Annotated in this window: 24 protein-coding genes and 2 pseudogenes; 5 read left to right on the top strand and 21 right to left on the bottom strand. The window is 61.7% G+C overall.

All coding sequences use genetic code 11. The features are described from left to right. A pseudogene (locus ACT6VE_RS32425) lies at positions 1–415 on the top strand (SAM-dependent methyltransferase); the annotation flags it as partial. Positions 416–569: 154 nt separating this feature from the next. Here ACT6VE_RS32425 and ACT6VE_RS32420 read toward each other — a convergent pair. The 7 genes and pseudogenes from ACT6VE_RS32420 to ACT6VE_RS32390 all read right to left on the bottom strand — a co-directional run. Next, positions 570–1229 (bottom strand): annotated as a pseudogene (locus ACT6VE_RS32420) (Gfo/Idh/MocA family protein); the annotation flags it as partial. Between the two features lie 79 nt (positions 1230–1308). Beyond that, positions 1309–2031, bottom strand: coding sequence for an MBL fold metallo-hydrolase (locus ACT6VE_RS32415; protein WP_444802348.1), 723 nt, complete (start codon positions 2029–2031; stop codon positions 1309–1311). Positions 2032–2042: 11 nt separating this feature from the next. Further along, positions 2043–2783 (bottom strand): amino acid ABC transporter ATP-binding protein, encoded by a 741-nt coding sequence (locus ACT6VE_RS32410; protein ID WP_444802347.1) that lies wholly within the window; start codon positions 2781–2783, stop codon positions 2043–2045. A 24-nt stretch (positions 2784–2807) separates the two neighbouring features. Further along, on the bottom strand, positions 2808–3485 hold the full coding sequence (locus ACT6VE_RS32405; protein WP_444802346.1) for an amino acid ABC transporter permease: 678 nt from the start codon (positions 3483–3485) through the stop codon (positions 2808–2810). Between the two features lie 16 nt (positions 3486–3501). Continuing rightward, entirely contained in the window at positions 3502–4341 is an 840-nt protein-coding gene (locus ACT6VE_RS32400) for a transporter substrate-binding domain-containing protein (RefSeq protein ID WP_444802345.1), read from the bottom strand. 119 nt (positions 4342–4460) lie between these two features. After that, positions 4461–4763, bottom strand: coding sequence for a GYD domain-containing protein (locus ACT6VE_RS32395; RefSeq protein WP_069062287.1), 303 nt, complete (start codon positions 4761–4763; stop codon positions 4461–4463). Then, a complete protein-coding gene (locus tag ACT6VE_RS32390; protein ID WP_444802344.1) occupies positions 4760–5434 on the bottom strand; it encodes a cysteine hydrolase family protein in 675 nt (224 codons plus the stop codon). The genes ACT6VE_RS32395 and ACT6VE_RS32390 overlap by 4 nt, the downstream gene beginning before the upstream one ends. Positions 5435–5542: 108 nt before the next feature. On the opposite strand from ACT6VE_RS32390, the gene ACT6VE_RS32385 reads away from it, so the two are divergent. Continuing rightward, positions 5543–6451, top strand: a complete 909-nt coding sequence (locus tag ACT6VE_RS32385) for a LysR substrate-binding domain-containing protein (RefSeq protein ID WP_444802343.1) — start codon at positions 5543–5545, stop codon at positions 6449–6451. Between the two features lie 31 nt (positions 6452–6482). Continuing rightward, positions 6483–7403 (top strand): LysR substrate-binding domain-containing protein, encoded by a 921-nt coding sequence (locus ACT6VE_RS32380; protein ID WP_444802342.1) that lies wholly within the window; start codon positions 6483–6485, stop codon positions 7401–7403. 85 nt (positions 7404–7488) lie between these two features. On the opposite strand, the gene ACT6VE_RS32375 is transcribed toward ACT6VE_RS32380, so the two are convergent. Genes ACT6VE_RS32375 through ACT6VE_RS32345 form a run of 7 tightly spaced genes read right to left on the bottom strand, consistent with a single transcriptional unit; the run spans position 7489 to position 13967 of the window. Then, complete coding sequence (locus ACT6VE_RS32375; protein ID WP_444802341.1) at positions 7489–8556, bottom strand: 4-oxalomesaconate tautomerase; 1068 nt, start codon at positions 8554–8556, stop codon at positions 7489–7491. 30 nt (positions 8557–8586) lie between these two features. Further along, positions 8587–9093, bottom strand: coding sequence for a tripartite tricarboxylate transporter TctB family protein (locus tag ACT6VE_RS32370; protein ID WP_444802340.1), 507 nt, complete (start codon positions 9091–9093; stop codon positions 8587–8589). Beyond that, positions 9090–10079 carry a tripartite tricarboxylate transporter substrate binding protein gene (locus tag ACT6VE_RS32365; RefSeq protein ID WP_444802339.1) on the bottom strand — a complete coding sequence of 330 codons (990 nt, stop codon included), beginning with the start codon at positions 10077–10079 and terminating at the stop codon, positions 9090–9092. Before ACT6VE_RS32365 ends, ACT6VE_RS32370 begins: the two co-directional genes overlap by 4 nt. A gap of 28 nt (positions 10080–10107) precedes the next feature. Next, positions 10108–11628, bottom strand: coding sequence for a tripartite tricarboxylate transporter permease (locus ACT6VE_RS32360; protein WP_444802338.1), 1521 nt, complete (start codon positions 11626–11628; stop codon positions 10108–10110). Position 11629: 1 nt separating this feature from the next. Then, on the bottom strand, positions 11630–12514 hold the full coding sequence (locus ACT6VE_RS32355; protein WP_444802337.1) for a DUF1932 domain-containing protein: 885 nt from the start codon (positions 12512–12514) through the stop codon (positions 11630–11632). A 47-nt stretch (positions 12515–12561) separates the two neighbouring features. Then, the gene (locus ACT6VE_RS32350) at positions 12562–13236 is read right to left on the bottom strand and encodes a 4-carboxy-4-hydroxy-2-oxoadipate aldolase/oxaloacetate decarboxylase (RefSeq protein WP_444802336.1); all 675 of its coding nucleotides are present in this window, start codon (positions 13234–13236) and stop codon (positions 12562–12564) included. Next, positions 13233–13967, bottom strand: coding sequence for a PIG-L deacetylase family protein (locus tag ACT6VE_RS32345; RefSeq protein ID WP_444802335.1), 735 nt, complete (start codon positions 13965–13967; stop codon positions 13233–13235). The genes ACT6VE_RS32350 and ACT6VE_RS32345 overlap by 4 nt, the downstream gene beginning before the upstream one ends. Before the next feature lie 111 nt (positions 13968–14078). On the opposite strand from ACT6VE_RS32345, the gene ACT6VE_RS32340 reads away from it, so the two are divergent. After that, positions 14079–15302 carry a LysR family transcriptional regulator gene (locus ACT6VE_RS32340; RefSeq protein ID WP_444802334.1) on the top strand — a complete coding sequence of 408 codons (1224 nt, stop codon included), beginning with the start codon at positions 14079–14081 and terminating at the stop codon, positions 15300–15302. A gap of 232 nt (positions 15303–15534) precedes the next feature. Here the strand turns inward: ACT6VE_RS32340 and ACT6VE_RS32335 are convergent, their stop codons facing one another. The 6 genes from ACT6VE_RS32335 to ACT6VE_RS32310 all read right to left on the bottom strand — a co-directional run bounded on the left by ACT6VE_RS32335 (position 15535) and on the right by ACT6VE_RS32310 (position 22404). Then, entirely contained in the window at positions 15535–16650 is a 1116-nt protein-coding gene (locus ACT6VE_RS32335) for a TRAP transporter substrate-binding protein (RefSeq protein WP_444802333.1), read from the bottom strand. 68 nt (positions 16651–16718) lie between these two features. After that, positions 16719–18290: a TRAP transporter large permease gene (locus ACT6VE_RS32330; protein ID WP_444802332.1), complete on the bottom strand. Its 1572-nt coding sequence runs from the start codon at positions 18288–18290 to the stop codon at positions 16719–16721. An 18-nt stretch (positions 18291–18308) separates the two neighbouring features. Further along, on the bottom strand, positions 18309–18857 hold the full coding sequence (locus ACT6VE_RS32325) for a TRAP transporter small permease subunit (protein ID WP_444802331.1): 549 nt from the start codon (positions 18855–18857) through the stop codon (positions 18309–18311). A 130-nt stretch (positions 18858–18987) separates the two neighbouring features. After that, complete coding sequence (locus tag ACT6VE_RS32320; protein WP_444802330.1) at positions 18988–19632, bottom strand: response regulator; 645 nt, start codon at positions 19630–19632, stop codon at positions 18988–18990. Further along, positions 19629–21020 carry a cache domain-containing protein gene (locus ACT6VE_RS32315; protein WP_444802329.1) on the bottom strand — a complete coding sequence of 464 codons (1392 nt, stop codon included), beginning with the start codon at positions 21018–21020 and terminating at the stop codon, positions 19629–19631. Before ACT6VE_RS32315 ends, ACT6VE_RS32320 begins: the two co-directional genes overlap by 4 nt. 772 nt (positions 21021–21792) lie before the next feature. Further along, complete coding sequence (locus ACT6VE_RS32310; RefSeq protein WP_444802328.1) at positions 21793–22404, bottom strand: glutathione S-transferase family protein; 612 nt, start codon at positions 22402–22404, stop codon at positions 21793–21795. A 93-nt stretch (positions 22405–22497) separates the two neighbouring features. Here ACT6VE_RS32310 and ACT6VE_RS32305 point away from each other — a divergent pair, with 93 nt between their 5' ends. Next, a complete protein-coding gene (locus tag ACT6VE_RS32305; protein WP_444802327.1) occupies positions 22498–23217 on the top strand; it encodes a helix-turn-helix transcriptional regulator in 720 nt (239 codons plus the stop codon). A gap of 468 nt (positions 23218–23685) precedes the next feature. Here ACT6VE_RS32305 and ACT6VE_RS32300 read toward each other — a convergent pair. Next, the coding region (locus ACT6VE_RS32300; RefSeq protein WP_444802326.1) for a M10 family metallopeptidase C-terminal domain-containing protein at positions 23686–24525 on the bottom strand (840 nt) is incomplete at its 5' end.

The raw sequence follows: 24525 nt of genomic DNA, 5'->3' as shown, positions 1-24525 counted from the left end.
CCTGAAGCCCGGAGGCCGCTTTGTGTTCAACGTATGGGATCGTATCGAGGAGAACATTTTTGCGAACGATGTGACGAATGCTCTCGCCAGGATGTTCCCGAACGATCCGCCGCGTTTCCTGGCACGCACACCGCACGGCTACTCCGACAAAGATCTCATCCACAGCGACCTGGAGCGCGCAGGCTTCGCCCGCGTGGACATCGACACGAGAGCCGAACAAAGCCGAGCGCCCTCTGCGCGCCAAGTGGCTGTCGCCTATTGCCATGGAACGCCACTTCGCGGCGAAATTGAATCTCGTGGCCTAGGAAAGCTGGACGCCGCCACCAACTTGGCCACGGCCGCGCTTGCGGATAGACATGGCCGTGGCGAAGTTGCCGCCAAGATCCAAGCGCACGTGATCCTAGCGATGGCCTGACAGTCGCCCTCGACGCGAGACGCACAGTGATTGCTGCTCTTGATAGGAATCGAACCACGAACCCATCGCCAGACAACTAACCACCGGGAGCGGGCCGGCCGCATTATCCTGTATATGCCGCGGGGGAGCCGCCTCCTGCCGAAACCAACAGCTACTACTCCAAACGGAGCTTCACCCGGGCTCCGTTCTTTTTCGATGAGGCGACGCATGCTTCGACGAATGCGACGCCCATCACACCATCGTCGACGGTCGGGTGGATGACATCGTCTCCGACCGTGACGCCCTTCCTCTTCGCGTTGATGGCACGGGCCGCTTCCGCATAGATCGTTACGAATTCTTGGAGATAACCTTCCGGATGGCCGGAGGGGATGCGGTTGACACGGAACGCGGCCAGTCCACTCCCCGCACCGGCCCGGGTCAGCTGGCGTTTCGGCTCGTTGAACGGTGTGAACCAGAGATAGTTCGGATCCGCCTGCACCCATTCGATACCCCCTTGTCGCCGTAGACACGGATCCTAAGACCATTTTCATGACCCGGTGCAATTTGGCTGCACCAGAGCATCCCCTTTGCACCGCCTTCGAAGCTCAGCGGGACACGGACATTGCCATCCAATTGCCGGCCTTCGACAAAGGAAACGAGATCGACCGCAATGCTTTCCAACGTCAGGCCGGTAACGAAGGTGACAAGATTATAGGCGTGTGTGCCGATATCGTCGGTCGAGCCCCCCCACTCCCGACCGGGACGGATCGGTCCGCCATACGGCCTGCTTGGCGCCGGTCAGCTCGACGGGCTCGGTCAGCCATTCCTGCGGATACCCTACGATCGGCGAGCATTATTGAGGGCCTCTAAAGCGGAGCATTGCTCAGGATTGATTGCTGGCCCATTAGACGTCTTCAACCTTCCTTCGAAGCCAGATAGCGCACGGCGATCTCATGCAGCCGATCCTTACCAAACATCACTCCGTGACCGCCGTGGACGATGTCAACGTCAAGCTCCGACAGGCGCGTCATGGTGACTTTGTAGGCTTCGATGCTGCATCCCGGCAAATCATCCACGAGGCCACCCTCGTATATGGCGTCCCCGCTGAAGAATTCTCCCGTCCTCTGGTCGAGCAGGCCTATGGAGCCGGGAGAGTGGCCGGGCAGATGCAGGACCGTGTAGCAGGCATCACCGATATCGATGACGTCGTTCTCCGCGAGGATCGTGGTGAGCGGTGCGGTTGAAATCGTGTATGCTTCCGGCGTCAGGCCGGTGGGCGGCACCGCGGTCAGGGCGTCCGGCTGGGTGCGAAAATAGTCGGCGAGCGTATCCGCATCCGGCATGAGCGCGAAGGCCTCGGCTTCGGCTTCGTGGCCCAGCCGGATCTCGAATTCGTGGAACGAGCCGACATGATCGACGTGAACGTGGGTCGCCACCGCCAGCACGGGTTTGCCCGAGGGTATATCCAATGCGCTCCCGAGATCGGCGAGACCCATGCCGAAATCGATAACGAGGTCGGCATCCTTGCCGACGACGTGGAACATGTTGGCACGGAAAAAGGAATGGACATGCGGCTCGCAAATCCGGGTCAGCCGGTCCGAGATCGCTTCCTTCGAAAACCAGTTCTCGTTGTTCAAGATGACCTCCCTCAATGCAAGAGCTTGCCGAGGAAGCGCTTCGTGCGTTCGTGCGTCGGCGCGGAAAACAGGATGTCGGGCTTGTTGCGCTCGATGATCTGACCGCCATCCATGAAGACCACTTCGCTGGCAACCTCGCGCGCAAAATTCATTTCATGGGTGACGCACACCATCGTCATGCCGTCGGCGGCAAGCGAGATCATCGTGTCCAGGACCTCCTTGACCATTTCGGGATCAAGCGCCGAGGTCGGCTCGTCGAACAGCATGATGCTCGGGTTCATGCAAAGCGCGCGCGCGATGGCGACGCGCTGCTGCTGGCCGCCGGAAAGCTGGCCCGGATACTTGTCGGCCTTTTCCGGAATGTGCACACGTTCGAGGTATTTCATGGCGATCTCGGTGGCATGCTTCTTCGACAGTTTGCGCACCCAGCGCTGGGCGACCGTGCAGTTTTCCAGAACAGTCAGGTGCGGGAACAGGTTGAAGTGCTGGAAGACCATGCCCACGTCGCTCCGCACGCGATCGATGCGCTTCAGCTGGTTGGTGAGTTCGACGCCGTTGACGGCAATCGTGCCTTCCTGATGCACTTCCAGACGGTTCATGCAGCGGATCAGCGTCGATTTTCCCGAGCCCGACGGGCCGCAGATGACGATGCGTTCCCCCTTGTTCACCGTGAGATCGATGCCCTTGAGGACCTGGAAGGCGCCGTACCATTTGTTGACGCCGGCAACCTGAATTGCGGTTTGCGTGTTCATATCCAACCCGTGGGTTTGCGGCGATCAGCGATAGCCGCGCGAAAGCACATGTTCGATGCGGTTCTGGGCGAGCGTCAGCACCGAAACGATGACGAGGTAGTAGACAAGGGCCGCGCCATACCATTCGAGAAACCGGAAGCTGGTGGCGATGGCGAACTGCGAGACGGTCATCAGTTCCTTCAGCGAGATCACGGTCGCAAGCGACGTGGTCTTCAACAGCGAGATGAACTCGTTCATCAGCGCGGGAACCGCGATCCTGAGCGCCTGCGGCATGGTGATGACCAGAAAGATCTGCCAGCGATGCATGCCGAGCGCCGCCGCACCCTCCTGCTGCCCGCGGCCGACTGCGGCGAAGGCGCTTCGGAGGACCTCCGCCAGATAGGCGATCTGGATCAGCGACAGCGCCAAAAAGGCCGCGACGAACGGCGTGAACCAGCCGGCGCGAAAGATTTCGGAGATCTGCGGCAAACCGTTCCACACGAACAGCAGCACGAGCAGTGCAGGTGCGCCGCGGAACAGCCAGACATAGAGCGTCACCAGCCACCGGACGGAGCGACGCGGCGAGCCGGCCAAGGAACCAAGCCCCATGCCGAGCACGAGAGACACGGCCATGACACAGAGCGAGAGGCCGATCGTCAGGAGTGCCCCCTTGAAAAGGGGGGCACTGAAGATCGCCTGCAGGAAGAGATCGAGCTGGAACAACGGAGACCGCCTATCGTCAGTTTACGTCGTGGGAAACGTCGGTCGAGGTTTCCGGCAGGTTCCACTTCTTGAGGAACGCCTTCATCTCGCCACTCGCCTGCAGGGCCTCGATCGCGTCCTTCAGCATCTGACGGTCGCCATCGCTTTTGCGCAGATAGATGCCGTAGTTCTCGCTTTCCTCGTAGGTGTAGGGAATGGCCAGTCGGCCCGGCACCTGAAGCATGCGATAGGCAGCGGTCGTATCCTGCGTGATCGTCGCAGTCGCGCGACCGACCAGGATCTGCTCGATGACGCCGGATGCGGACGGATAGGTCTGCGCCTGGATCGGCGCCTTTCCGGCGGCTTCGAGTTCGGCGTTCAGATCGGCAACCGTCTTTTCATAGGTCGTGCCGGCTTCGATCGCCATGATCTTGCCGCTAACATCGGCCGGGACTTTCGTTTCCGTGTCGCTCGCCGCGGTGACCATGACGACGTGCGAGCCGAAATACGGGATGCCGTCGTATTTTTCGAGACGAGCCGGCGTGATCATGATGCCGCTCGCGACAAGGTCGCAGCGCTTGGAATCGAGCGACGGCAGCAGGCCCTTGAAGTCGCCGACGACATATTCCGCCTTTGCGCCCCATCCTTTGGCGATCGCGTCCATGACATCGATCTCGAAGCCGACAAGGTCCTTGTCGCCCGGATTTTCATAATATTCCATCGGCGGGAATTCGCCGCTGGTGCAGACCTTCAAGACGCCGCCGGATACGAAATCAGGCTTCTGGTCGGCCGAAAGAGCCGTGCCCGCGCCGAGCATTGCGGCAAGCACGGTGCCTGCCAGAAGAGACGGTTTCATTCCCAGTGTTGCTTTCGTCATAGTCGTGTTCCCTTGTTTTGGCTTCTTGCATTGACGTTTTGTGAAGTCGTATACGAAGGTAAATTGCAGACAAGCTAAATGTTTTCGCTGCATTTACGCAAAAAAACTAAACTTTCTACCTAGCCCACGGCGTTGAGAATCTGGCCGTATGTCTCGGTATCGAATGCGGGGAGAATGAGCGGCTCGACATGTCCGTCCCGGCGCGCCGTGAGCACGTATTGCATCATCGCTTCATTGCTTGGCATCTCGAAAACCTGCATGAAATCATAGGTTCCAAGCAGGGCGTAAAAGGCGATCGACCGCCCGCCGAGTGCTGCCACACGATCCTCGCTGACCTTTCGGCGCTTCGCGCTATCGGTCAGTTCGACGAGCCCCTTCTGCGTGAGGCGCATCAGGGAAACATATTTCTGGACTTCACTCATTTCGTGGGTTTTCCAAGCTTTTCCAGACCTTCCAGCACCGCTGCGGTATCCGTCAGCGCACCAAAAATGCCGTTCTCGACGGTGACCATGTGCAGGGCGGCCTCGTGGGCATATTGGTCGCCGCTGGCGCAGGCGTCGGAGATCGTCAGGCACTGGAAATTGCGGTCGCAGGCTTCGCGCAGCGTCGTGTGAACGCAGACGTCGGTGGTGCAGCCGGTAAACAGCAGATGCGTGATGCCCTGCGCACGCAGGACATGTTCGAAATCGGTGTAGGTGAAGGCGCTGTTGCAGGTCTTGTCGACAATGATGTCCTGCGGGCGCACGTCGAGTTCGGGAACGATCTGGAAACCGGGGCTGGACCGCAACAGCGCAGTCGTACCCTCGAGGCCCGACCGCTGCCGGCGCCATTTTTCATAAGGGGTCATGTCCGCGAGGTCTTCGCGATACCCCTGCCGCGTGTGAATGATCTGGATGCCCGCGTCGCGGCAGGCGGCGATGAGCTGGTTCACCGCGGGAAGGATCGCACGAAGCGGTGCGGGGTCATACCCCTGCCGGGCGAAATAGCCCGTGGTGGAGAGGAAATCCTCTTGCAGGTCGATGACGATAAGCGCCGTCTTGCCCGCATCGAGATTGCCGTCATAGGGATAGTCGAATGGTGTTGCCGAGATCATGAACAAGCTCCTCTTTGTCGATGGGATAGCACTCCCGACAATTTGAAAAAATCAATTTAAATTCACCGATATCGTTCTATAAAGCTAAACGATTACACGGATACTCCCATGAGCCGCCTCCCGCCCTACCTGCAATATCTGCCAGCTTTCGAGGCGACCGCGCGCCTTGGTGGGGTACGGCATGCGGCGGAGGAATTGAACCTCAGTCCGAGCGCGATTTCGTTGCAACTCAAGAAGCTGAGCGATGCGACGGGCATCATCCTGTTCCGAAAGTCCGGCAGGAATGTCGCCCTCACCCAGGCGGGTAAGGATTTTTCGCAGGCCGTCGCCATATCGCTCGGTCAGCTCGACACCGCAACGCGGGCATCGCGGATCGTGACCTCCGGCGACCAGCCCGCGTCGCTCTCCGTTTCCGTGCCGACCGCACTCGGGATTGCCTGGTTGACAGCGACGCTCGTCGATTTCGCGCAATCGCACGGCCTTTCCAACCTCACCATCAATGAGGCGATCACCGCCGCGGAGGTGGATTGGGACGACAACGACCTGGCAATCGTCTACGACAATCCGCCCTTCAGCGGAAAATACTGGCGGTCGCTCAGCGAAGTCCGGCTCTGTGCCGTGTGCTCGCCGACGCTCTTTCCGCGGCTCGACCTGCGCAATCGCGACAGAAAGCTGAGCTCGGTCACGCTGCTGCATGAAGACGACGGCGGAGAATGGGCAAAATGGTCCATTGCCGCTCGCATCGGCCTTGAGGGCAATACCCGAGTCCGGGTGAATTCGGTGGCCCAGGCGATCGCCTCCGCCGTTCAGGGCCGAGGCGTGGCGCTGGTCTCGGATGTGCTGACGAGAAACTATCTAAGCGAAGGGCGGCTCATCCAACCGTTTTCAACCACGATCAATGCGGCGCGGGAATATTACATCGTCTGCCCGGTCGATCGCGCGAACGACCCCGTGCTGCGCTCCCTGGCCGATCGGGTGATCGAGCAGCTGCGTCCGGGACGGGACCAGAATGCCTGATCCATTGAACGACAATTGAGGGAAGAGATCGATGGCGCTACCACCCCTTCATGCATTTCGCGTCTTCGAAAGTGTCGCACGGCTCGGCAATGTCAGTGCTGCGGCAGCCGAGTTGCACGTAACGCCGGGCGCGGTCAGCCAGCAGATCCGCGCGCTCCAGCTGGCTCTTGGCGTCGACCTGTTTCAAAAACGCGGCCGGCAATTGGCTTTAACGCCGAGCGGAAGCCAGCTCCAGCGCTCGGTGGCAAGCGCCATGGAAGCGATTCACACCGGCGTGCGCCAGCTCTCGGCGCACAAACATGGCGCAGCAATGCAGGCCCTGACCATTTCCATCCCGCAGGTGCACGGCGTCGCTTGGCTTGCCACCCGGCTCTTCACCTTCATGGCGGAAAGTCCGAATTTCCAGTTGAAGGTTCTCACCTCCAGCCATTTCCACGGTGTCGACTGGCGCAAGACGGATGTAGCTATCGTCTATGGCGTGCCACCGTGGCCAGGCTTCTGGTGGCGCTTGCTGCACGGCATCCATATGACGCCGGTTTGCAGCCCCCAGCTCCTGCGCGGGCCGAATGCCCTCCGACAGCCCTCCGACCTCGCCTATCACCGGCTGCTGCACGAGGATGACGGCTCGCAATGGCGCCGCTGGCAGGCCGAAGCCGGCATTCCCTATGCGGGTGAGTCCGACGTGCACTTCGACGACTTCGGCATCGTGCTCCAAGCCGCCCGGGATGGCTTTGGTGTGGCCCTCAGCGATGAAGTCGTTTCCGCGCGCGATCTAGACGAAGGTCGGCTGGTGCAGCCGTTGCGCCTAAGTGTGCCCGCCGTCCACAATTACTATTGCATCTGCCCCGATGCGAAACGCGAAACCACTTCGGTCAGCTCCTTCATCAACTGGCTCATCGAACAGGCGGCATCGCCGGTAGGACCACACGCCGAGCCATACAATAGTGGCTGAGCTCTTGATGGGAAACGAATCCGGACCACGGCTTTTCTCAGATGCAAAGAAACGACGTTGATGCGCGAAGCCATATTTGGACACCTCACTTTAAAAACACCTGCCCATCGAAAAGCTTGCGGGCAGTGCGCAGGAACGAGCATTCGCCGAGTCCGCCTGGCGCATCCTTGTCGAGGCGCAGCAGGATTTCCATCTTGCCGGTCGGATGCTCGACGGCGACGGACTTGTCCTCGCCTGGAGGAAGCACCGCCATCGAGGCTGCCGGGCTTTCGAGGAACATGCAGGCCGTCGCGACGCTCAGCGCACCGAAGACGCCGATGGAGGCGTGCACGCGGTGCGGAATGAAGCTGCGGGTCATGATGGCGCCGCCGCCGGTCGGTGGGGCGACGAGCGTCATCTTGGGCACGGATTTCTTCGCAACGTCACCGAGGTTCATCAGCGGACCTGCGGCAAGCCGAATGCGCTCGATGCGCGCCTTGACCGTTTCGTTCGCTTCCAGCTCCTCGCGGCTTTCATAGCCCGTCAGGCCGAAATCCGTGGCACGCATGACGACGACCGGCATGCCATTGTCGATCAGAGTGCAGGTCACGCCGTCGATCTCGGTTGCGGCCGAACCGGTCGGCAGCAGCGCGCCGCAGCTCGAGCCGGCGGCATCGGTGAAGACGAGGTAGACCGGCGCTGCCGATCCCGGCACTCCGTCGATGCGTGCCTCGCCGGCATAGACCGGCCGGCCGTTCTCGGTGCGCACTCGCGCCACGGCGGATTGTGCGGTGTTCTCCATGAAGATGCGGATAGTGGTCTCGCCCTCGCCGGCCTGGACGAGCCCGCGCTCGATTGCAAATGCGCCGATGCCGGCGAGGATATTGCCGCAGTTCTGGCTGTCGCTGACGAGCGCCTGGTCAACGAAGACCTGGAGGAACAGGTAGTCGACGTCGAAGCCCGGCCGGGTCGAGGCCCGCACGACCGCGACCTTGCTGGTCAGCGGGTCCGCGCCGCCAATGCCGTCGATCTGGCGCGGATCGGGCGAGCCCATGATGCGCAGCAGAAGCCGGTCGCGCTCCGTGGGGTCCGACGGCAGATCGTCGGTGAGGAAGTAGGCTCCCTTCGACGTGCCGCCCCTCATCATCATGCACGCGATGCCATCCGGCGTCATATCCGTCACTCCTATCGATCTCTATTCAGGTCAGGGAAGCGGGAGTTCGAGCAACTTGCCGAACAGCCCATAGGCGATTGCCCAGAAGCCAATGCCCGTCGCGAGCGCGCGGATAAACGGCTTTTCTCCGGGGAAGAGCAACGTCGCCACGCCCGTGCCGATGCCGAGGCAAAGCGCAAGGCCGATCCAGTTGGCGCTGAGCGCCACGGCGACGAAGAGGCCGAGCAGGCCGGCAACGCGCGGCACGTCGATGCCGTCGCTTGAGCCGCCGAGGTCGATGCCGCGCAGGACCTGCACCAGATAGACCGCTGAGACGATGAGGCCGAAGACCGAGACCTGCATCGGCAGCGACCCCGGCCCGACATCGCCGCGCGAATGGCCGGCCGGCAGCGCAAGGCTCATGACAAGGAAGCTTGCATTCCACGCGATGGAAATGCAGGCCGCAACGAGATTCTGCCAGAAGTGCTTGCGGGTGACCTCTCCCCCCGATGCGGGGGAGAGGTTGGATCCCGAAACAGCCGAAGCCTGGTTCGTCATTGGGCGTATCCATTCGCTTTCAGGAATTCAAGCTGGTTGGTGAGGTCGCTTCCCGCGCGCTTGGTGAACTCCTCCTCCTTCCAGTCCGGGCTATCCTGGAACTGCTCGGTCTGGAACTTCTTCCAGTCTGCCGAGGCCGTGACCCTGTCGACCGCCGCTTGGATGGAATCGACAACATCGTCAGGCGTTCCGGCCTTCACGGCGATGCCGCGCCAGACCGCGCCCTCTATGTCATAGCTCTGTTCCTTGAAGGTCGGCGTTTCCGGCAGGAATTCGCTGCGTTTTTCGGTGGTAACGCCGAGCAGTCTGATGTCGCCGTTCTTGACCTGCGCAAGGCCGGTCGACGGCGTCATCATCGCGGCGTCGATATGCTTGCCGAGCAAAGCGAGCGTCACCTTGCCGGAGGCGTCATGCGGGATCCAGCCGCTCTCGAAGTCGCCCGACTTCATCAGCTGGTAGAGCATGTACTGGTGGAAGCCGCCGGGCGCATGGCCACCGACCTTTTGCCCGCTCGGGTTTTCCTTCATATATTTCACGAAGTCGTCGACCGTCTTGAACTGACTGTCGGACAGCACAGCGAGCGATGACGGTTCCGACTGCATGGCGCGCAGCATGCGGAAGTCCTTGAGCTCGAAGGGTATGAGGCCCTGGGCGATACCGAAGGTCAGCGTTCCCGTGAAGACGAGGATGTTGTAGCCGTCCGCCGGCTGAGTCATGATCTGCGAAACGCCGACCGCACCGCTGCCGCCCGGCCGGTTGTCGACCTTGACACTCCAGCCGGATTCCTTTTCCAAAAGCTCGGCGAGCTTGCGGCCATAGGTATCGAGCGCGCCCCCGGCACCCGCCCAGACCACGAGCGTTACGGACTTTTCCGGGAACCCGGCCGCCATGGCCGGCGCCGGCAGGGCACCGCTCGAAAAGGCGAGCGCCAGTCCCAGGGCTGCTCCTGCCATGCGCGCGCCGAACGTTCTTCTGTTGATCGTCATATGTCTTCTCCTCCTGTTGAATTTTTGATCAGCGGGCAGTGCCGTTCGCCGTTTCGTCGGCATCGACTCGCCGCGCGCGGCGCTTCTGGAGCAATCGCCACAGCGGCGTCAGCAGGCTGACGAGACTGAGGACGAGGAACAGCAGGCTGACCGGATCGGTGATGAAAATCATGTAGTCGCCCTGCGAAGACACCAGCGCCGTGCGATAGTTGGATTCCACGAGGTAACCGAGCACCATGGCGAGAACGATCGGCGCGACCGGGAAGCGCAGCTTCTTCATGAGATAGCCGACGACGCCGAAGCCGAGCATCAGGTAGACGTCGAACATCAGGTTGCGGATGGCGAAGGCGCCGAGCACCGCAAAGGCCATGATGCCGACCGCGATCACTGCATCCGGCAAGCGCATCACTCGCGCCATCAGCGGCAGGAACAGCGAGCCGGCGGCATATTGCACCAGCGACGCGATGATCGTGCCGAAGAGGATCGCATAAACTAGCGATGGCGCTTCGGTAAAGAGCTGCGGGCCGGGATGCAGGCCATGCATGATCAACGCGCCGACCATGATGGCGGTCGTCGGCGAACCCGGCACGCCGAGTGCCAGAAGCGGAACAAGGGCACCGCCGACGGTCGCATTGTTTGCAGCCTCGGGTGCGGCAATGCCGTTGGCGGAGCCGTGGCCATACTCTTCCGGATGGGGATCGCGCGCGCGGGCATAATCGCGGGCAACCCAACAGGCGATGTTGCCGCCGACGCCGGGCAGGATACCGAGCAGGGTGCCGATGACCGAGCCGGACAGCATGGACCGCCAGGTTTTCTTCCACAGCGCGCCGGACATGAAGACGTGGCCGACCTTGTCCTTGATGGCGGGGGCTGCCGCCACGCGGTTCTCGATCATCACCAGCGCTTCCGACACGGCGAAGAGACCGATGAGCGCGGCGAGGAACGGCACGCCTTCATAAAACTCGAAAAGGCCGAAGGTGAAGCGCGGCGTGCCGGCAATAGGATCGATGCCGATCGTCGCGAGCGCGAGGCCAAAGGCCGCGCAGACGAGGCCCTTGACCAGCGAGCCGCCGGAGAGTGCTGCAACGGAGGTGAGCCCGAACACGCCGACGGCAAAATAACCCGCCGGGCCGAACTTCAGGGCGAGCGACGCCAGCGGCATGGCCAGCAGCAGCAGGGCCAGGCCACCGAAGACGCCGCCAACGGTCGATGCGGTCAGCGAGATCGAGATCGCCTCGTTCGCCTTGCCCTTGCGCGCCATGGCGTAGCCGTCAATGGCGGTGGCGGCGGCCGCCGCCGTGCCAGGCGTCGAAAGCAGGATCGCGCTGATCGAGCCGCCATATTCGGCCGAGGTGTAAAGCGAGATCATCATCAGCATGCTGAGCTCGGGGCCGAGATTGTACGTGAAGGGTATGAGAAGGCTCAACCCGATCGACGGGCCGAGGCCCGGCAGCGCGCCGATGACGATGCCGAGCAATGCACCGATGATGAGGACCGCCAAGCCCGAAAAGGAGAAGATGACGCCGAGCGACTGGATAATGCCATCCATGTCAGAGGTCCTTTGCCAGGCGGCGTGCCAGCACGGGCACGAAACCGCGATATCCGTCCGTCACGGCAAGGCCCTGATCCTTCATCGCCGCATGGGCGCTGGCGATCGTCTCGCAGGCGGCCCGCGACATGGAAGCCTTCAGCCCGAGCGACTCGATGGTTTCGGCCGCTTCGGTCATTTCGGTCACGCGACGCGCGCCGTGTTCGAAGGTTCGCGACAGGTAGTAGTCCGCGACCTGCCGCCAGTCGAGCCCCGGAAACGTTTCCCCAACGGAATCGAGGATGCGTTCGGTGACGCCCGCCCGTTCTGCCGAAGACAGCGCCTCGATCAGGAGGGCTTCCACGCCCTTGATCATCACCGAGCGGATCATCTTCAGCGAGGATGCCTGGCCGGGCGTGTCGCCGACGGCCTCCAAGTTCATGCCGAGCGCGTTCAGCCGCTCGGCCGCCTCGCCCGCCCGCTTACCAGCAACGAGGATCGGCACCTTTTCCGCATAAGGCGGCACCCGCGCCATGATGGCGCCTTCGACGAAGCTGCCCTTGCCGGTCTCGATTTCCTTCGCGGCAAGCGCCTTCGTATCGGGGCCGACAGAGTTGAGGTCGATGAAGATGGCGTTTGCCGAAAGATAGGGAGCGGCCGAGGCCGCAACAGCCTTGGTCGCCGCGCCGACGACCAGTGACAGGACGACGTCCGCCGAAGCGATATCCGCAATGTCGTCGAGCGGCTGCACGCCCCGTTCGGATGCAATACCGCGCAGGCCAGCCGAGGCTGCCGGATCGCGGAAGCGCAGGTCGTAGGCGGCAAGCCGCGCGGCATTGCGGCCGTTGAGGCCGCCGGCGATGGATTGTGCCGCCTCGCCGAAGCCGATGAAAGCAATCGTGGTCATTCGTCCTCCCGTGCGGAAAAGGTTCCTCCACCTTCCCCGGCTTTCGATCAATCGATGTAGGTCAACCCCTTGGCGGCAAGCGCCTCGCGCATCTTGTAGATATCGAGCCCCAGTTCGCCCGCGGCGAGCCGCTCACGCGTTTGCCGCTCCTTTTCCAGCCGCGCCCTGGCCGCCCGAAGCGCGGTTTCGGCCTTGGCCTTCGGCACGACCATCACGCCGTCGTCATCCGCGACGATGACATCGCCGGGCGCGATGCTCGCACCCGCACAGACGATCGGGACGTTGACGGAGCCGAGTGTCGCCTTGACGGTGCCCTGCGCGGAGACGAAACGCGACCACACGGGAAAGCCCATCTCCTCGAGTTCCGCTACGTCGCGAACGCCCGCTTCGATCACCAGCCCGCGCACGCCGCGCACCTTGAGCGATGTCGCGAGCAACTCGCCGAAATAGCCGGCATCGCACAACGAGGTCGGGGCGACGACGAGAATGTCACCCTCCTGGCATTGTTCCACCGCCACATGCAGCATCCAGTTGTCCGCCGGCGAGATCGAGACCGTCACCGCGGTCCCGGCCACGCGGGCACCGCGGTAGATCGGGCGCATGTAGGACTGCAGCAGGCCGACGCGGCCCATGGCTTCATGCACGGTCGCCGCACCGCATTCCGCCAGTCCATCGACGATGTCGAGCGGCGGCCGCTCGATAGACCGGTGTACGACGTTCATGACAGCGCTCCATGGCCGAGCGTGCCCGTGACATGCGGGAATACCGCTTCATAGGCCTCTCCATAGGTGACCTTGTAATCGGAATTGCGCGCAGCCTGCACGCCGCGCTGAAGGGCGACGCGGGTATAATATTCCCAAAGATGTTCCTGGCCTTCCATACATTTAATGGCGGCCAGCTTCTTCTCCCAGACATCGGTGATGTCGAGAAGGAAATTGGGCTTCCAGTTGCACTGTTCCGGCTGATGCGGCTCGAAGAGATAGACTGGCGGAGCGCCGAGCACCGGCACATCCGGCCGGTGGCCATGCGCCTGTGCGATGACACGCGCATGCTGCGCGAACTCGGTCGCCATCGGGTGGTCGAAATTGTAGGGATCCTGGTGGGAGTGGGTCAGCATGAATTCCGGGCGGATCTCGCGATAGAGATCGACCAACCGCTCAAACGCCTCGGGCGTGATCTGCATGGGATAGTCGCCGAGATCGTAGAACTGGATATCATGGACGCCGAGGGCCCTGGCGGCGTTCTCCGCCTCGCGCTGGCGGTCGGCCTTCACGGCTTCGAGCATCATGCCGGGCTTGCGCCACAACTTGGCGGATTCGCCGCGCTCGCCAAACGACAGGCATACGACGGTGACATTATAGCCCTGCTTTGCGTGGGCCGCGATCGCGCCGCCGGCCCTCCAGACGAAGTCGGCGGAATGGGCGCTGACGACGAGTCCGGTTTTCTGATGCATATCCATGCTCCTCCATTTTCGAGGGGAACACTCGCACCTATCGGGCTCCCGACGCTAATACGAAAGCCGTTCCGTGCTATAGGTTTTTGCGAATCAGTTTATGAGACGGGAATGATCGCAACCGACCTCAATCTTCGTCACCTGCGCGCCTTCTTGCAGGTCTGCGAGACTGGCAGCCTCAACCGGGCAGCCGCGGAGCTGAATGTTTCCCAGCCCTCTGTCTCGGTGGCCCTTGCCGGCATCGAGGCTCGCTTCGGCGCAAAACTGCTCGCCCGCTATGCCGCGGGAAGCCAGCCAACAACCGCGGGCGAAGTGCTTCTGGCACGGTTGCGCCGCATGGAAGACCAGCTCGCCTCGGCACTCGGCCAGGCGCTTGGTGCCAGTTCGCAGCGCGACCCCGCACTGATCACCAAGACCCTCGCCCGCATCGGCTTTCGCCAGATCGAGGCGCTGATCGCGCTCGCCGGTAGTGGCTCGATCACCGAGGCGGCCCGTGCCGGTGGCGGTTCGGCCGCGGCGCTGCACAGAACGTTGCACGAATTGCAGGCCAATGTCGGTAAGGCGATTGTGGTTCGCAGCCCGAGTGGCGTGGCGCCGAACACTGTCGGTCGCCGCCTCGCCATGCGTTGGCAGGTCGCTCTCACCGAGCTGGAACAAGCGGTCGACGAGCTGAAGGAACTCGAAGGCCGCATGGAGGGAAGGATCAAGATCGCGAGCCTGCCGCTTGCCCGCACCTTGCTTCTCGCACGCGCGCTCAATCCGCTGCTGGCCACCCATCCGAATGCCCGCATCGAGGTGATGGACGGTTCTTACGAGCTTCTGTCGCAGCAGCTGCGGGTGGGGGCGAGCGATATCCTGATCGGCGCGCTGCGCTCGGGAAGCGATCTGGCAGGGCTCAGGACGGAGGCGCTGTTCGACGACCCCTATGCGATCGTTGGCCGGGCGGAACACCCGCTTGTTTCGCGCGGCAAGGGTGCATCGCTCGATGACCTTGCGCGACAGGAATGGGTGGCCCAGCGGCCGGGAACCCCCATTCGCACCGCTTTCGACGCCCTGTTCGAGAAATGCACCGCTTCACCTCGCGCCAGCATCGAGACGAGCTCGCTCGTCCTCACCCGCGCCATCATTCTGGAAAGTGACCGCCTGTCGATGCTCTCGCGCCGGCAGATCGCCATCGAGGAGCGCGAGGGGCTGCTGACCTGTCTGCCCGTTGCGCAGGAGGTGCGCGAGCGGCTCGGCACGCGCACCATCGGCATCACCATGCGTGAAACCTGGCTGCCGAGCAGGCTGCAATCCATTTTCCTTGATCACATCCGCATGGCAGCGTCATCCTAGAACGCTGCCATGCTCTCAATGTCCGGCAGCGAATGCGCAGCTTAGCGCTACCACGGGTGCCGGTCTTCCTTCTATGCTTCGATGTTTACTAAACGCGCCTCATCGAGCTGTGGTCTTAGGGCTTTCTCTCTCAAGCAAGCATGCGAAAGCAATGGCATCCGGTTTGGCCCTCGTCAGCAAACCTTTGCCGCTTGGGTCACCTACCCGAGGCGATCGCAAAACAACACGAGTACTACTTTCCTGCGGCCTGCGCGGCGTACATGTAGCTGTCGTAGCTGTATTCGGCGACGCGGAACCATTCGAAGGACTCGTCGCGGAACTTCTTCCAGGCCGGATAGATCTTTGCCCAGGCTGGATGCTTCTCACCGTATTCGGCGTAGAGCTCGAAGGTCGCCTTGTAGGCGGCGTCCATCACGTCGCGCGGCATAGGACGCAGGTTGACGCCCTTGCCGACCAGCGCGCGGATCGCCGCCGTGTTCTTCACGTCGTAGAGCGCCTGCATGTTGATGTTGGCAGCCTTACAGGCGGTGTCGAGCGCGACCTTGTAGGCTTCGGGCAGTGCCTCATACTGAGCCTTGTTGATGAAGAAGTGGATCGTCAGTCCGCCCTCCCAATAGGCCGGATAGTAGTAGTAGGGCGCGATCTGATAGAAGCCGAGGCGTTCGTCGTCATAGGGGCCAACCCATTCGGCAGCATCGATTGTGCCGCGTTCGAGCGCCGGATAGATGTCGCCGCCCGGAAGCTGCTGCGGCACGACGCCGAGGCGCGACATGACCTCGCCGGCGACGCCTGCAATGCGCATTTTGATGCCCTTGAGATCGTCGACAGACTTGATTTCATTGCGGAACCAGCCGCCCATCTGGGCACCGGTGCCGCCGCCCGGCTTGCCGATGATACCGTATTCCGACAGGAATTCGTCATAAAGCTCGTTGCCGCCGCCGTGGTAGAGCCAGGCATTTTGCTGGCGGGCGTTGAGGCCGAAGGGGATGGTCGAGCCGATCGCGAAAGTCGGGTTCTTGCCGGTAAAATAGTAGCCGCAGGTATGGGCGATTTCCACGGTGTTGCTCTGCACCGCATCGATTGCCTGCGGACCAGGCACCAGTTCACCCGCTTGGAAGACCTGGATCTGGAACTTGCCCTCGGTGATCTTCGACAGCGCTTCGGCCATAACAACGGCGCCGCCATAGATCGTGTCGAGGTTGTTCGGAAACCCAGATGTCAGGCGCCATTTCAAGGTCGGCAGTTCCTGCGCGATTGCAGGCGCGGCGAGCGACGCGCCGGCGACCGCAGCGGCGCTGGCGAGCGCGCCCTTGGTCAGAAAATTACGGCGGTTCAAGGTGTCAGTCATCGTTTCCTCCTCAGGTGGCTGCATGGTCCGGCCGGCACGTATGTCCGACCGGGACCGTCTTGGTTGGGCTAGTTGGACTGTGCGGGCTGGCCGAAACTCGGCTGCGGCGAACCGAATTCGGGCGTCTCCGTGCCGAAGGACGGCGTCGAATTGTCGTCGGATGATTCCGGGGCGCCGAAGGGCTGCGCCGGCGTTCCGAACGGGTTTTCACCTTCGGCACCCGGCATCGGCACGTTCAGCCGGATGGTTGCCGGATCGACCACGGTCGCGCCGGACTTGTAGTGGGTAACGAGGCCCGGGAACGCCACGACGACAGCGACCATGAATAGCTGGATCCCGAGGAACGGAAGGGCGCCCATATAGATCTGGCCCGAGGTCACCGGCTGGATCGTCGCGCCGGTGACCCTGTCCTTGTAGGCCCGGTTGGGTGCTACGGAGCGCAGGTAGAACAGCGAAAAGCCGAACGGCGGATGCATGAACGACGTCTGCATGTTGATCGCCAGCATCACGCCGAACCAGATGAGGTCGATGCCGAGCGCATCGGCGACCGGCGCCAGAAGCGGGATGATGATGAAGGCCAGCTCGAAATAATCGAGGAAGAAGGCCAGGAAGAACACCAGCAGGTTGGCGACGATGAGGAAGCCAATTTCCCCGCCGGGGATCGATGTCATCAGGTGCTCGACCCAGATATGGCCGTCGACGCCGTAGAAGGTCAGCGAGAAGACGCGCGCGCCGAGCAAGATAAAGATGACGAAGGACGAGAGTTTTGCTGTGGCGTAGAGCGCCGACTTCATCATGGAGAGGTCGAGACGGCGGTTGCCCGCAGCCAGAATGAGCGCGCCAACCGCGCCCATAGCGCCGCCTTCGGTGGGTGTCGCAAGGCCTATGAAGATCGTGCCGAGAACCAGGAAGATCAGCACGAGCGGCGGCACCAGCGAGGTCACCACCTTGCGAGCGAGCTTCCAGCCACGTAGGGTGCGGGCCTCCGGCGGCAGCGCCGGGACGCTGGCGGGCTGCAGGTAGGACATGAGAATGATATAGCCGGCATAGATCGCGACGAGCAGCAGGCCGGGCACCAGCGCGCCCTTGTACATGTCGCCGACCGAGCGGCCGAGCTGGTCAGCAAGAATGATCAGCACCAGCGACGGCGGGATGATCTGGGCAAGCGTTCCCGACGCCGCGATCGTGCCGGCCGCTACGCGCCGGTCGTAGCCGTAGCGCAGCATGATCGGCAGTGAGATCAGGCCCATAGAGATGACCGAGGCCGCGACAACGCCGGTGGTGGCTGCGAGAATGGCGCCGACGAAGATGACCGCGAAGGCAAGACCACCACGGATCGGGCCGAAGAGCTGGCCGATCGTATCAAGCAAATCCTCCGCCATACCACTTCGTTCGAGGATCAATCCCATGAAGGTGAAGAAGGGAATAGCGAGCAGGGTTTCGTTCGACATCTGCCCGAAGATACGGTCGGGCACGGCACCGAAGAGGTTGATCGGCAAAAGGCCCATTTCGATGCCGATGAAACCGAAGACGAAGCCGACGAAGGCGAGCGCGAAAGCGACGGGATAGCCCATCAGCAGCACGACGATCAGCGACAGGAACATGATGGGCGCGAGATTTTCCGCGAAGAAAGCAAACATGGGATCAGGTTCCTGGCGTCAGAGCGTCTGGGCTTCAGCGTCGGCAAGGGCCGTCGCGTCGGGCATGTCGCCCCGCAGGATCGCGATGCGCTTGATGAGTTCCGAGACGCCTTGCAGCGTCAGCAGGCCGAAGCCGATGGGGATCAGCGCCCACACCGGCCACAGAAGCAGGCCACCGGTGTTGTTCGACACCTCGCCGCTCAGATATTTCGAGATCACGATCGGCCAGGAGAGGTAGATGGTGATCAGGCAGAAGGGAAACAGGAAGAAGAGCGTGCCGAGGATCTCGACCCAGAGCTGTGCCTTGCGCGGCATGTGGCCGTATACCAGATCGACCTTCACATGCTCGCTGCTAAGCAGCGTATAGGCGGCCGCGATCAGGAAGACGGCGGAAAACAGATACCACTGTGCTTCCAGCCAGGCGTTGGAACTCAGGTTGAACAGCTTGCGTGTGATGGCATTGACGGCACTGATCAGCACCGCGACGAGCAACAACCACGACACCGATTTTCCAAAAAACGTGTTGAGCGCGTCGATGGCGCGCGACAGCGACAAAAGGCCGGACATGATAATTTCCTCCCCAGCCGGCACCTCTCTGCCGACCGTCGCGGAAGTCGTATGGCGTCCTTATGGGGGGAACAAGATGGTCGGGAATGCCAAATAAAACCGCCTACCCAGTAGTGGGTAGGCGCCGGTCTCAGCTGTCGGACAGACTAAAACCACTGTCGATCGCATAGCGAATGAGGCCGGCGGTCGTGGAAATTCCAAGCTTCTTCTTGATGTTCTTGCGATGTGTCTCGACCGTCGCCTCGGAAAGCGAAAGTGACTGGGCAATGTCACGGTTGCTCTTGCCGGACGCCAGCAGCATCAGCACATCGTGCTCGCGGGTGGTCAGTGGGTTGGCGGGCTCGCTCAGCCGGCGATCGAGAAGAGCGTCGGAAACACCGGAGGAGAAATAGGTCTTTCCCGCAGCGACGGTCTCGATCGCCGTGACGATCTCGTCGGTCGAGACGTCCTTGAGGATATAACCGGACGCACCGTGCAGGACGGACGCCGAGATATATTCGCGGCTGTCATGCATGGAGAGCATGACGATGCGGCAGTCCGGCAGCTTCGCCTTGAACAGCTCGATGGCCTCGATGCCGCTGAGTTTTGGCATATTGATATCGATCAGCACCACCGCCGGATTGGTCATGAGCGCGATCTCCAGCCCCGTCAGCGCTAGCCCCGCCGTACCGACCACCTCGATATGCGGAAAGGTTTCGAGCACGGCGCGCAGGCCGTCGAGAACCAGCGGGTGATTGTCGATGAGCACAACCTTGATCGGCTTGACCTCGTTCATGCGGCTTCCGTCCGTTTTTCCGCGCTGACATTGGCTGACAGCGGCAACATTGCGGTCAGCACCGTACCCTCCGGCGTGCTCCGGACCAGAAGCACGCCGCCGAAATGCGCCATGCGCTCCTGCATGTTGCGAAGGCCGAGGCCGTTCTGATGGCCGTCCCCAGTTCCATTAGCGTTTTCTTCAAAACCGTTGCCATTGTCAGCAACCGTCATGCGCATCCGGCCACGGGCGCTCCAGAGCTTGATCTGCACAACGCGGGCACCGGAATGGCGCTCGATATTGTTCAGCGCCTCTTGCGCCACCCGGTAGAGCGCGGTGCTCGCCTCGGGCTTCAGCCTGTCCTTACCGGCACCCGCCTCCAGCACGGTGCGGATGCCGGTCCGTTCGGAAAAATGGTTGCTAAGCGCCGTCAGGGCCGCGGTCAGGCCGAGATCGTCGAGCGCAGGGGGCCTCAGATCGTGCGACAGCCGGCGGACCTCCTTGATGGCGCCGTTCAGGGCCTCCACCCCCTTGTCGATGGCGCCGGACGCATCGTCGGTGTGGTTTCGGACCTTCCTGCCGGCGAGGTCGATGGCATAACGCACGCCGACGAGGTTCTGCGATATGCCGTCATGCAGCTCGCGGGCGAGCCGCGCGCGCTCCTCTTCCTGCGTGTCGATGATGCGCTGCGTCAGCGCCTTGAGCTTGCCGTCCGCCATGCGCCGCTCGCGCAGCGTGACGAGCATACAGGTGGCGAAGACCACCATCACGGCGGGCACGGCGATGAACGCGACGACGAGGAAGGTGTGGCCGATCTTTTCGCGCAGGTCCGCTTTCGCCGCCGCCGTCTGGGCGAAGACGTCATCGAGATAGACGCCTGTTCCCAGCATCCACTGCCATTTGTCGAGCCCCATGGCGAAGGACAGCTTGTCGGCCATCGTTCCGGACGAGGGCTTTTCCCACTTGTACTGATACAGCCCGCCGCCTTCCTTCGCCTTCTGGATCAGGTTGGCGATCACCTGGTTGCCGTCGGGGTCGGTCAGGTCCAGCCAGTTGTGCCCCGGCCGGAAAGTTTGCCGCGGGTGGACGACGTTGTTGCCATCGTAGTCGTAGACGAAGAAATAGCCGTCCTTCCCGTAGTCGAGCGACGTCAGGATGCTGCGCACGCGATCCTTGGCCACTTCGTCGTTCGCATCCGCCGACGCATAGACCTCCTCAATCGCCGAGCGGGCGAGATTGGTGAGGTTGAGCAACTCAGTTTCCTTCGCCTTCAGCATGTTGCGCTCGAACGTGTCGATGCTGCTCTGGGCGAGGTTTGCCGCCTGCCAGGTGATGAAGGCAGTGATGGTGAGGATCGCAACAACGAGCGGGACGATCGCAAGCGCGATGATCTGGTGGCGAAGGTTCACGTTACTCCCCGAGCTAGTTGCTTGACGATGACGCTAGCGCGAGCCGAAGCCTTGCGCCAGACGCATTATTTCAGGCATCAGCTTCCGTTGGGACAAGCGCGCTCAGATATCTTCGCCGAGAATCTTTCCGCGGTGCTCGGCGGTATCAAGATCGACGCGGTATCAAGATCGACAAGGCTCATCGGGTCTGATTCTCAATGGGCGACGGCGAAATCGTCCGTCATCTTTCCCAGTATGATGCGTTCCGAATTTCAAAGGCCGTTCTGGTCGTGTCAGTCACGCCGTATTTGCTAAAAGACGATCCTGCGCAATCGACTGTTGAGGGCCTCGGCGAAAGCCTGCAACGGTACAGCTCCCATCACGACCATCAATGACAGCGCTGGCGAGATGAATCAAAGTACCAACGATTTGTCCAAACGGAGGGAATAGTGGGCCGCGCATAGCGGTCTAAAGTCTGCTCAAAGACCGACAGGGTCGCACCCCGCGCCCGTCTTGCGCCGCACTCCCTGCCCTCCCTCACAGGCCGTTGTCGGCCCACTGTCGTGGCACTGCGATCGGCGTTTAGTTTTATCATGCAAAGAATCTAACCAGGTTGAGAACGTTTGCTTCTCGGCACTTTGCGCTTTCCGCAGGAGTGTCCGTCTCTAGGTGTTCAGTCCGGGCATCTGGTGGATTGGGTCTAGGATGAATCGATCCACCAGATGCCGGGACTGAACACGCGATCAATCTCACGCGAAAGTGGCCGCCCGGTCGGAGCGGCCAGTGCCAGCGATCAAGCCGCACCCACGGTGCGGGCGTCATAGTCGGCGGTCCATTGCAGCGGTGGCCGCTCGCCGCAACGCTCAATCCAGGCCTTGACCACGTCGCTGTCCGGCGTCGCTGCAGGGTACCAGGCAAAGGGCGAATGCAGCAGCAGATCGACAGCTGTGTACCGCTCTCCCATCAGATAGGGGCTATCCGTAAGCGCGGCCTCAAGGCGTGCCGCCAGTTCCGCCGGGCCGCGGAAGGTAGCATCCACAAAAGGATGCGAGATCCCGGCTGCCTGTGCGATCAGCACAGGCTCGACCACGCCGGCATACCAGGCGAGCCAGCTCAAATACCGTCCGCGCTGCGGGTCGCCCGCAACCGGCGCCATCCTCTTTTCCGGGAAGAGATCCGTCAGGTACTGAATGATCGCGATGCTCTCCCAGATCACGACGCCGTCATGGACGACCAGCGGCACCTTGCCTTCCGGATGCGGGTTCTTGGGATCTTTGCGGCCGCTGCCATCGCCGCGGGTGATGTCGACGATCTCGATCGCGACCTTGTCGATGGCGTCGAGTTCGCGAAGCAGGGTGACGATACGCGACGAGCGCGAGCGGGGGGCGTGAAAGAGCGTCAGCATAGTCTGGATCCTCGGTTGCGTTTGGCAATGCGGATCTTGTACAGTCGGCCAACTGCCAGTTTTCGTCAGTAGACTTCGTTTATTCTCTTCGTCATGGCCCGTAGTGATCGTCTCTTCCGCCTCCTCCAGGCGCTTCGCACTCTCCCCTCCCCGGTGACGGCAGCGAGCCTTGCCGAGGAGACCGGCGTATCGTTGCGTTCGCTCTATAGGGACATCGACAGCCTGCGCGCCGCAGGCGCCGTCATCGATGGCGAGCGCGGCTTCGGCTACCGGCTGACCGAAGACATCGCCTTGCCGCCGCAGACATTCACACGGCTTGAAATCGAAGCCCTGGTGCTCGGCCTCGCCGAGGTGCAGCATATGGGTGAACCCACCCTTGCGGCGGCCGCAGGTGCCGTGCTTTCGAAGGTCACGGCAACGCTGCCCGACCGACTACAACGCCAGGCGCTGCATGCCGTCTCACAGGTCTATCGGTTCGACCGCCGCGATCCGCCAACCGTCGATGTCGGCCTTCTGCGCGAGGCCTGCTGGCAAGAGCACGCTGTGGTGATAGGCTATGTGGACGCGGAGCAGCGACGGTCCGATCGGCAAGTGCTGCCGCTGGCGATCGTCTATCTTGAGCGTGTGTTGGTGCTGCTTGCATGGTGTTGCCTGCGCCAGGATTTCCGAAAGTTCCGCGTCGACCGCATCACGGATATCCAGATGACGGAAGTGAGTTTCCGCCCCCGCCGCGTTCCGATGCTGAGGGACTTCGTTGCCATTCTGAACGCCGGCGCACCCGAAACATCGAAGATGATCTTGAGCGGCCAATAGCCAAAACGACGATGCGGCCGGTGTTGCCACGGACGGCGTTCGGACTGCTTTTCGCAGATGCAGGACATGTCCTAACGGCCGCGCTGGGGCGCAATGCCGTCACCGCGAGTGGGCGGCATGAACTCGAGCAAAAATGCCTTGCTCACGTCTTCGCCTTGAACGGAGTGGAACCGACGAAACGGTGGGCCCACTGTCGATGATTGGTTTGAATTCTCCAGGCCGGGGAATGACTTACTCTTTGGAATAGCCGGTATGGGGCCGCAGGACAGACAATCCGCGGCCAAAACAACATGAGCGAAAAGTGGATATTAGAACTTTCCCAGCATAGACCTAAGCTTCGGCCGAAGCCGATGAGATGCGATGCGATGAAAATAACGCTCCGTCGCCGTCGGGCTGGCTTCATCTGAGAAATTCTCGTGCAACTTTATCGCCGCTCTCTCCGTGCACCACTCCCCGCAATACCTTCGCCTACAGAATGAAATAGCCCTTCGAAAACGCCAACGGATCGTCGAAATGGATGGAGAAATCAGCCTTCCCATCGCCATTGACGTCGCCATAGAGATAGGTGTCGGAAGATGTCTTGTCATATCGCAGCTCACCGGCCTTCTTCGAAAACGCGTCCGTGCCGATGAAGCTGAAGGCGTCGTTGGCGGTGGTTGCGAGCTTTGCGTCGATCCTCGAAAGATCAATCCGGTCGCCGGCCTTCCCATCGAAATCGTAGATCACATCGCGTCCCGTGGGTGAGCGCGTGGAATCCTTGAGCGATAGGAAGCTGAAGGTATCCGCACCAGATCCGCCATAGAGCTTGTCTGCCCCCACGCCTCCGATCAGCTTGTCATTGCCCCTGCCCGCGTTGATCAGGTCGGCGCCGATGCCGCCTTTCAACGTTTCCGCCTTTGCGGTCCCCATGATCGCTTCGACCTGATCCATCACGCTGATAGTGAAGGTCCTTGTCACCTTGTTTACCCCATCGAAGGCCTGCACCGTCACGGTATCCGTCTGCACCTTCTCGAAATCGACAGCCTTCCCGGTAACCAGCTTGTTGCCGACAATCTTGAACAGGCCGCCAGCATTGTCCGTCAGTGTGTAGCTCATCGCCTTCCCTTCCGGGTCGGTGGCGGAGAGCGTGCCGACAATAGTTTCGATCTTGCTGTTCTCAGTTACGCTTGCCTTGGAAAGCGCAAGCGATGTCGGCGCTTCGTTGACATTCGTGACCCCGATCAAGACGTTCTTGCTCGTGCTTTTGCCGCCTGCGTCAATCGCAACGATCGTGATGGCATGGCTCTTGGCCGTCTCGTAGTCGACCGC

The organism is Shinella sp. (assembly GCF_052438155.1).
Lineage (GTDB): Bacteria > Pseudomonadota > Alphaproteobacteria > Rhizobiales > Rhizobiaceae > Shinella.
The sequence above is the reverse complement of the archived record's forward strand: the minus strand, read 5'-3'. Positions and strand labels throughout refer to the sequence as shown.

Coding starts and splice junctions, on each gene's coding strand:
- ACT6VE_RS32410 (WP_444802347.1), bottom strand. CDS start 2,783: ATGAACACGCAAACCGCAATTCAGGTTGCCGGCGTCAACAAATGGTAC.
- ACT6VE_RS32400 (WP_444802345.1), bottom strand. CDS start 4,341: ATGACGAAAGCAACACTGGGAATGAAACCGTCTCTTCTGGCAGGCACC.
- ACT6VE_RS32395 (WP_069062287.1), bottom strand. CDS start 4,763: ATGAGTGAAGTCCAGAAATATGTTTCCCTGATGCGCCTCACGCAGAAG.
- ACT6VE_RS32390 (WP_444802344.1), bottom strand. CDS start 5,434: ATGATCTCGGCAACACCATTCGACTATCCCTATGACGGCAATCTCGAT.
- ACT6VE_RS32385 (WP_444802343.1), top strand. CDS start 5,543: ATGAGCCGCCTCCCGCCCTACCTGCAATATCTGCCAGCTTTCGAGGCG.
- ACT6VE_RS32380 (WP_444802342.1), top strand. CDS start 6,483: ATGGCGCTACCACCCCTTCATGCATTTCGCGTCTTCGAAAGTGTCGCA.
- ACT6VE_RS32375 (WP_444802341.1), bottom strand. CDS start 8,556: ATGACGCCGGATGGCATCGCGTGCATGATGATGAGGGGCGGCACGTCG.
- ACT6VE_RS32370 (WP_444802340.1), bottom strand. CDS start 9,093: ATGACGAACCAGGCTTCGGCTGTTTCGGGATCCAACCTCTCCCCCGCA.
- ACT6VE_RS32365 (WP_444802339.1), bottom strand. CDS start 10,079: ATGACGATCAACAGAAGAACGTTCGGCGCGCGCATGGCAGGAGCAGCC.
- ACT6VE_RS32360 (WP_444802338.1), bottom strand. CDS start 11,628: ATGGATGGCATTATCCAGTCGCTCGGCGTCATCTTCTCCTTTTCGGGC.
- ACT6VE_RS32355 (WP_444802337.1), bottom strand. CDS start 12,514: ATGACCACGATTGCTTTCATCGGCTTCGGCGAGGCGGCACAATCCATC.
- ACT6VE_RS32350 (WP_444802336.1), bottom strand. CDS start 13,236: ATGAACGTCGTACACCGGTCTATCGAGCGGCCGCCGCTCGACATCGTC.
- ACT6VE_RS32345 (WP_444802335.1), bottom strand. CDS start 13,967: ATGCATCAGAAAACCGGACTCGTCGTCAGCGCCCATTCCGCCGACTTC.
- ACT6VE_RS32340 (WP_444802334.1), top strand. CDS start 14,079: ATGATCGCAACCGACCTCAATCTTCGTCACCTGCGCGCCTTCTTGCAG.
- ACT6VE_RS32335 (WP_444802333.1), bottom strand. CDS start 16,650: ATGACTGACACCTTGAACCGCCGTAATTTTCTGACCAAGGGCGCGCTC.
- ACT6VE_RS32330 (WP_444802332.1), bottom strand. CDS start 18,290: ATGTTTGCTTTCTTCGCGGAAAATCTCGCGCCCATCATGTTCCTGTCG.
- ACT6VE_RS32325 (WP_444802331.1), bottom strand. CDS start 18,857: ATGTCCGGCCTTTTGTCGCTGTCGCGCGCCATCGACGCGCTCAACACG.
- ACT6VE_RS32320 (WP_444802330.1), bottom strand. CDS start 19,632: ATGAACGAGGTCAAGCCGATCAAGGTTGTGCTCATCGACAATCACCCG.
- ACT6VE_RS32310 (WP_444802328.1), bottom strand. CDS start 22,404: ATGCTGACGCTCTTTCACGCCCCCCGCTCGCGCTCGTCGCGTATCGTC.
- ACT6VE_RS32305 (WP_444802327.1), top strand. CDS start 22,498: ATGGCCCGTAGTGATCGTCTCTTCCGCCTCCTCCAGGCGCTTCGCACT.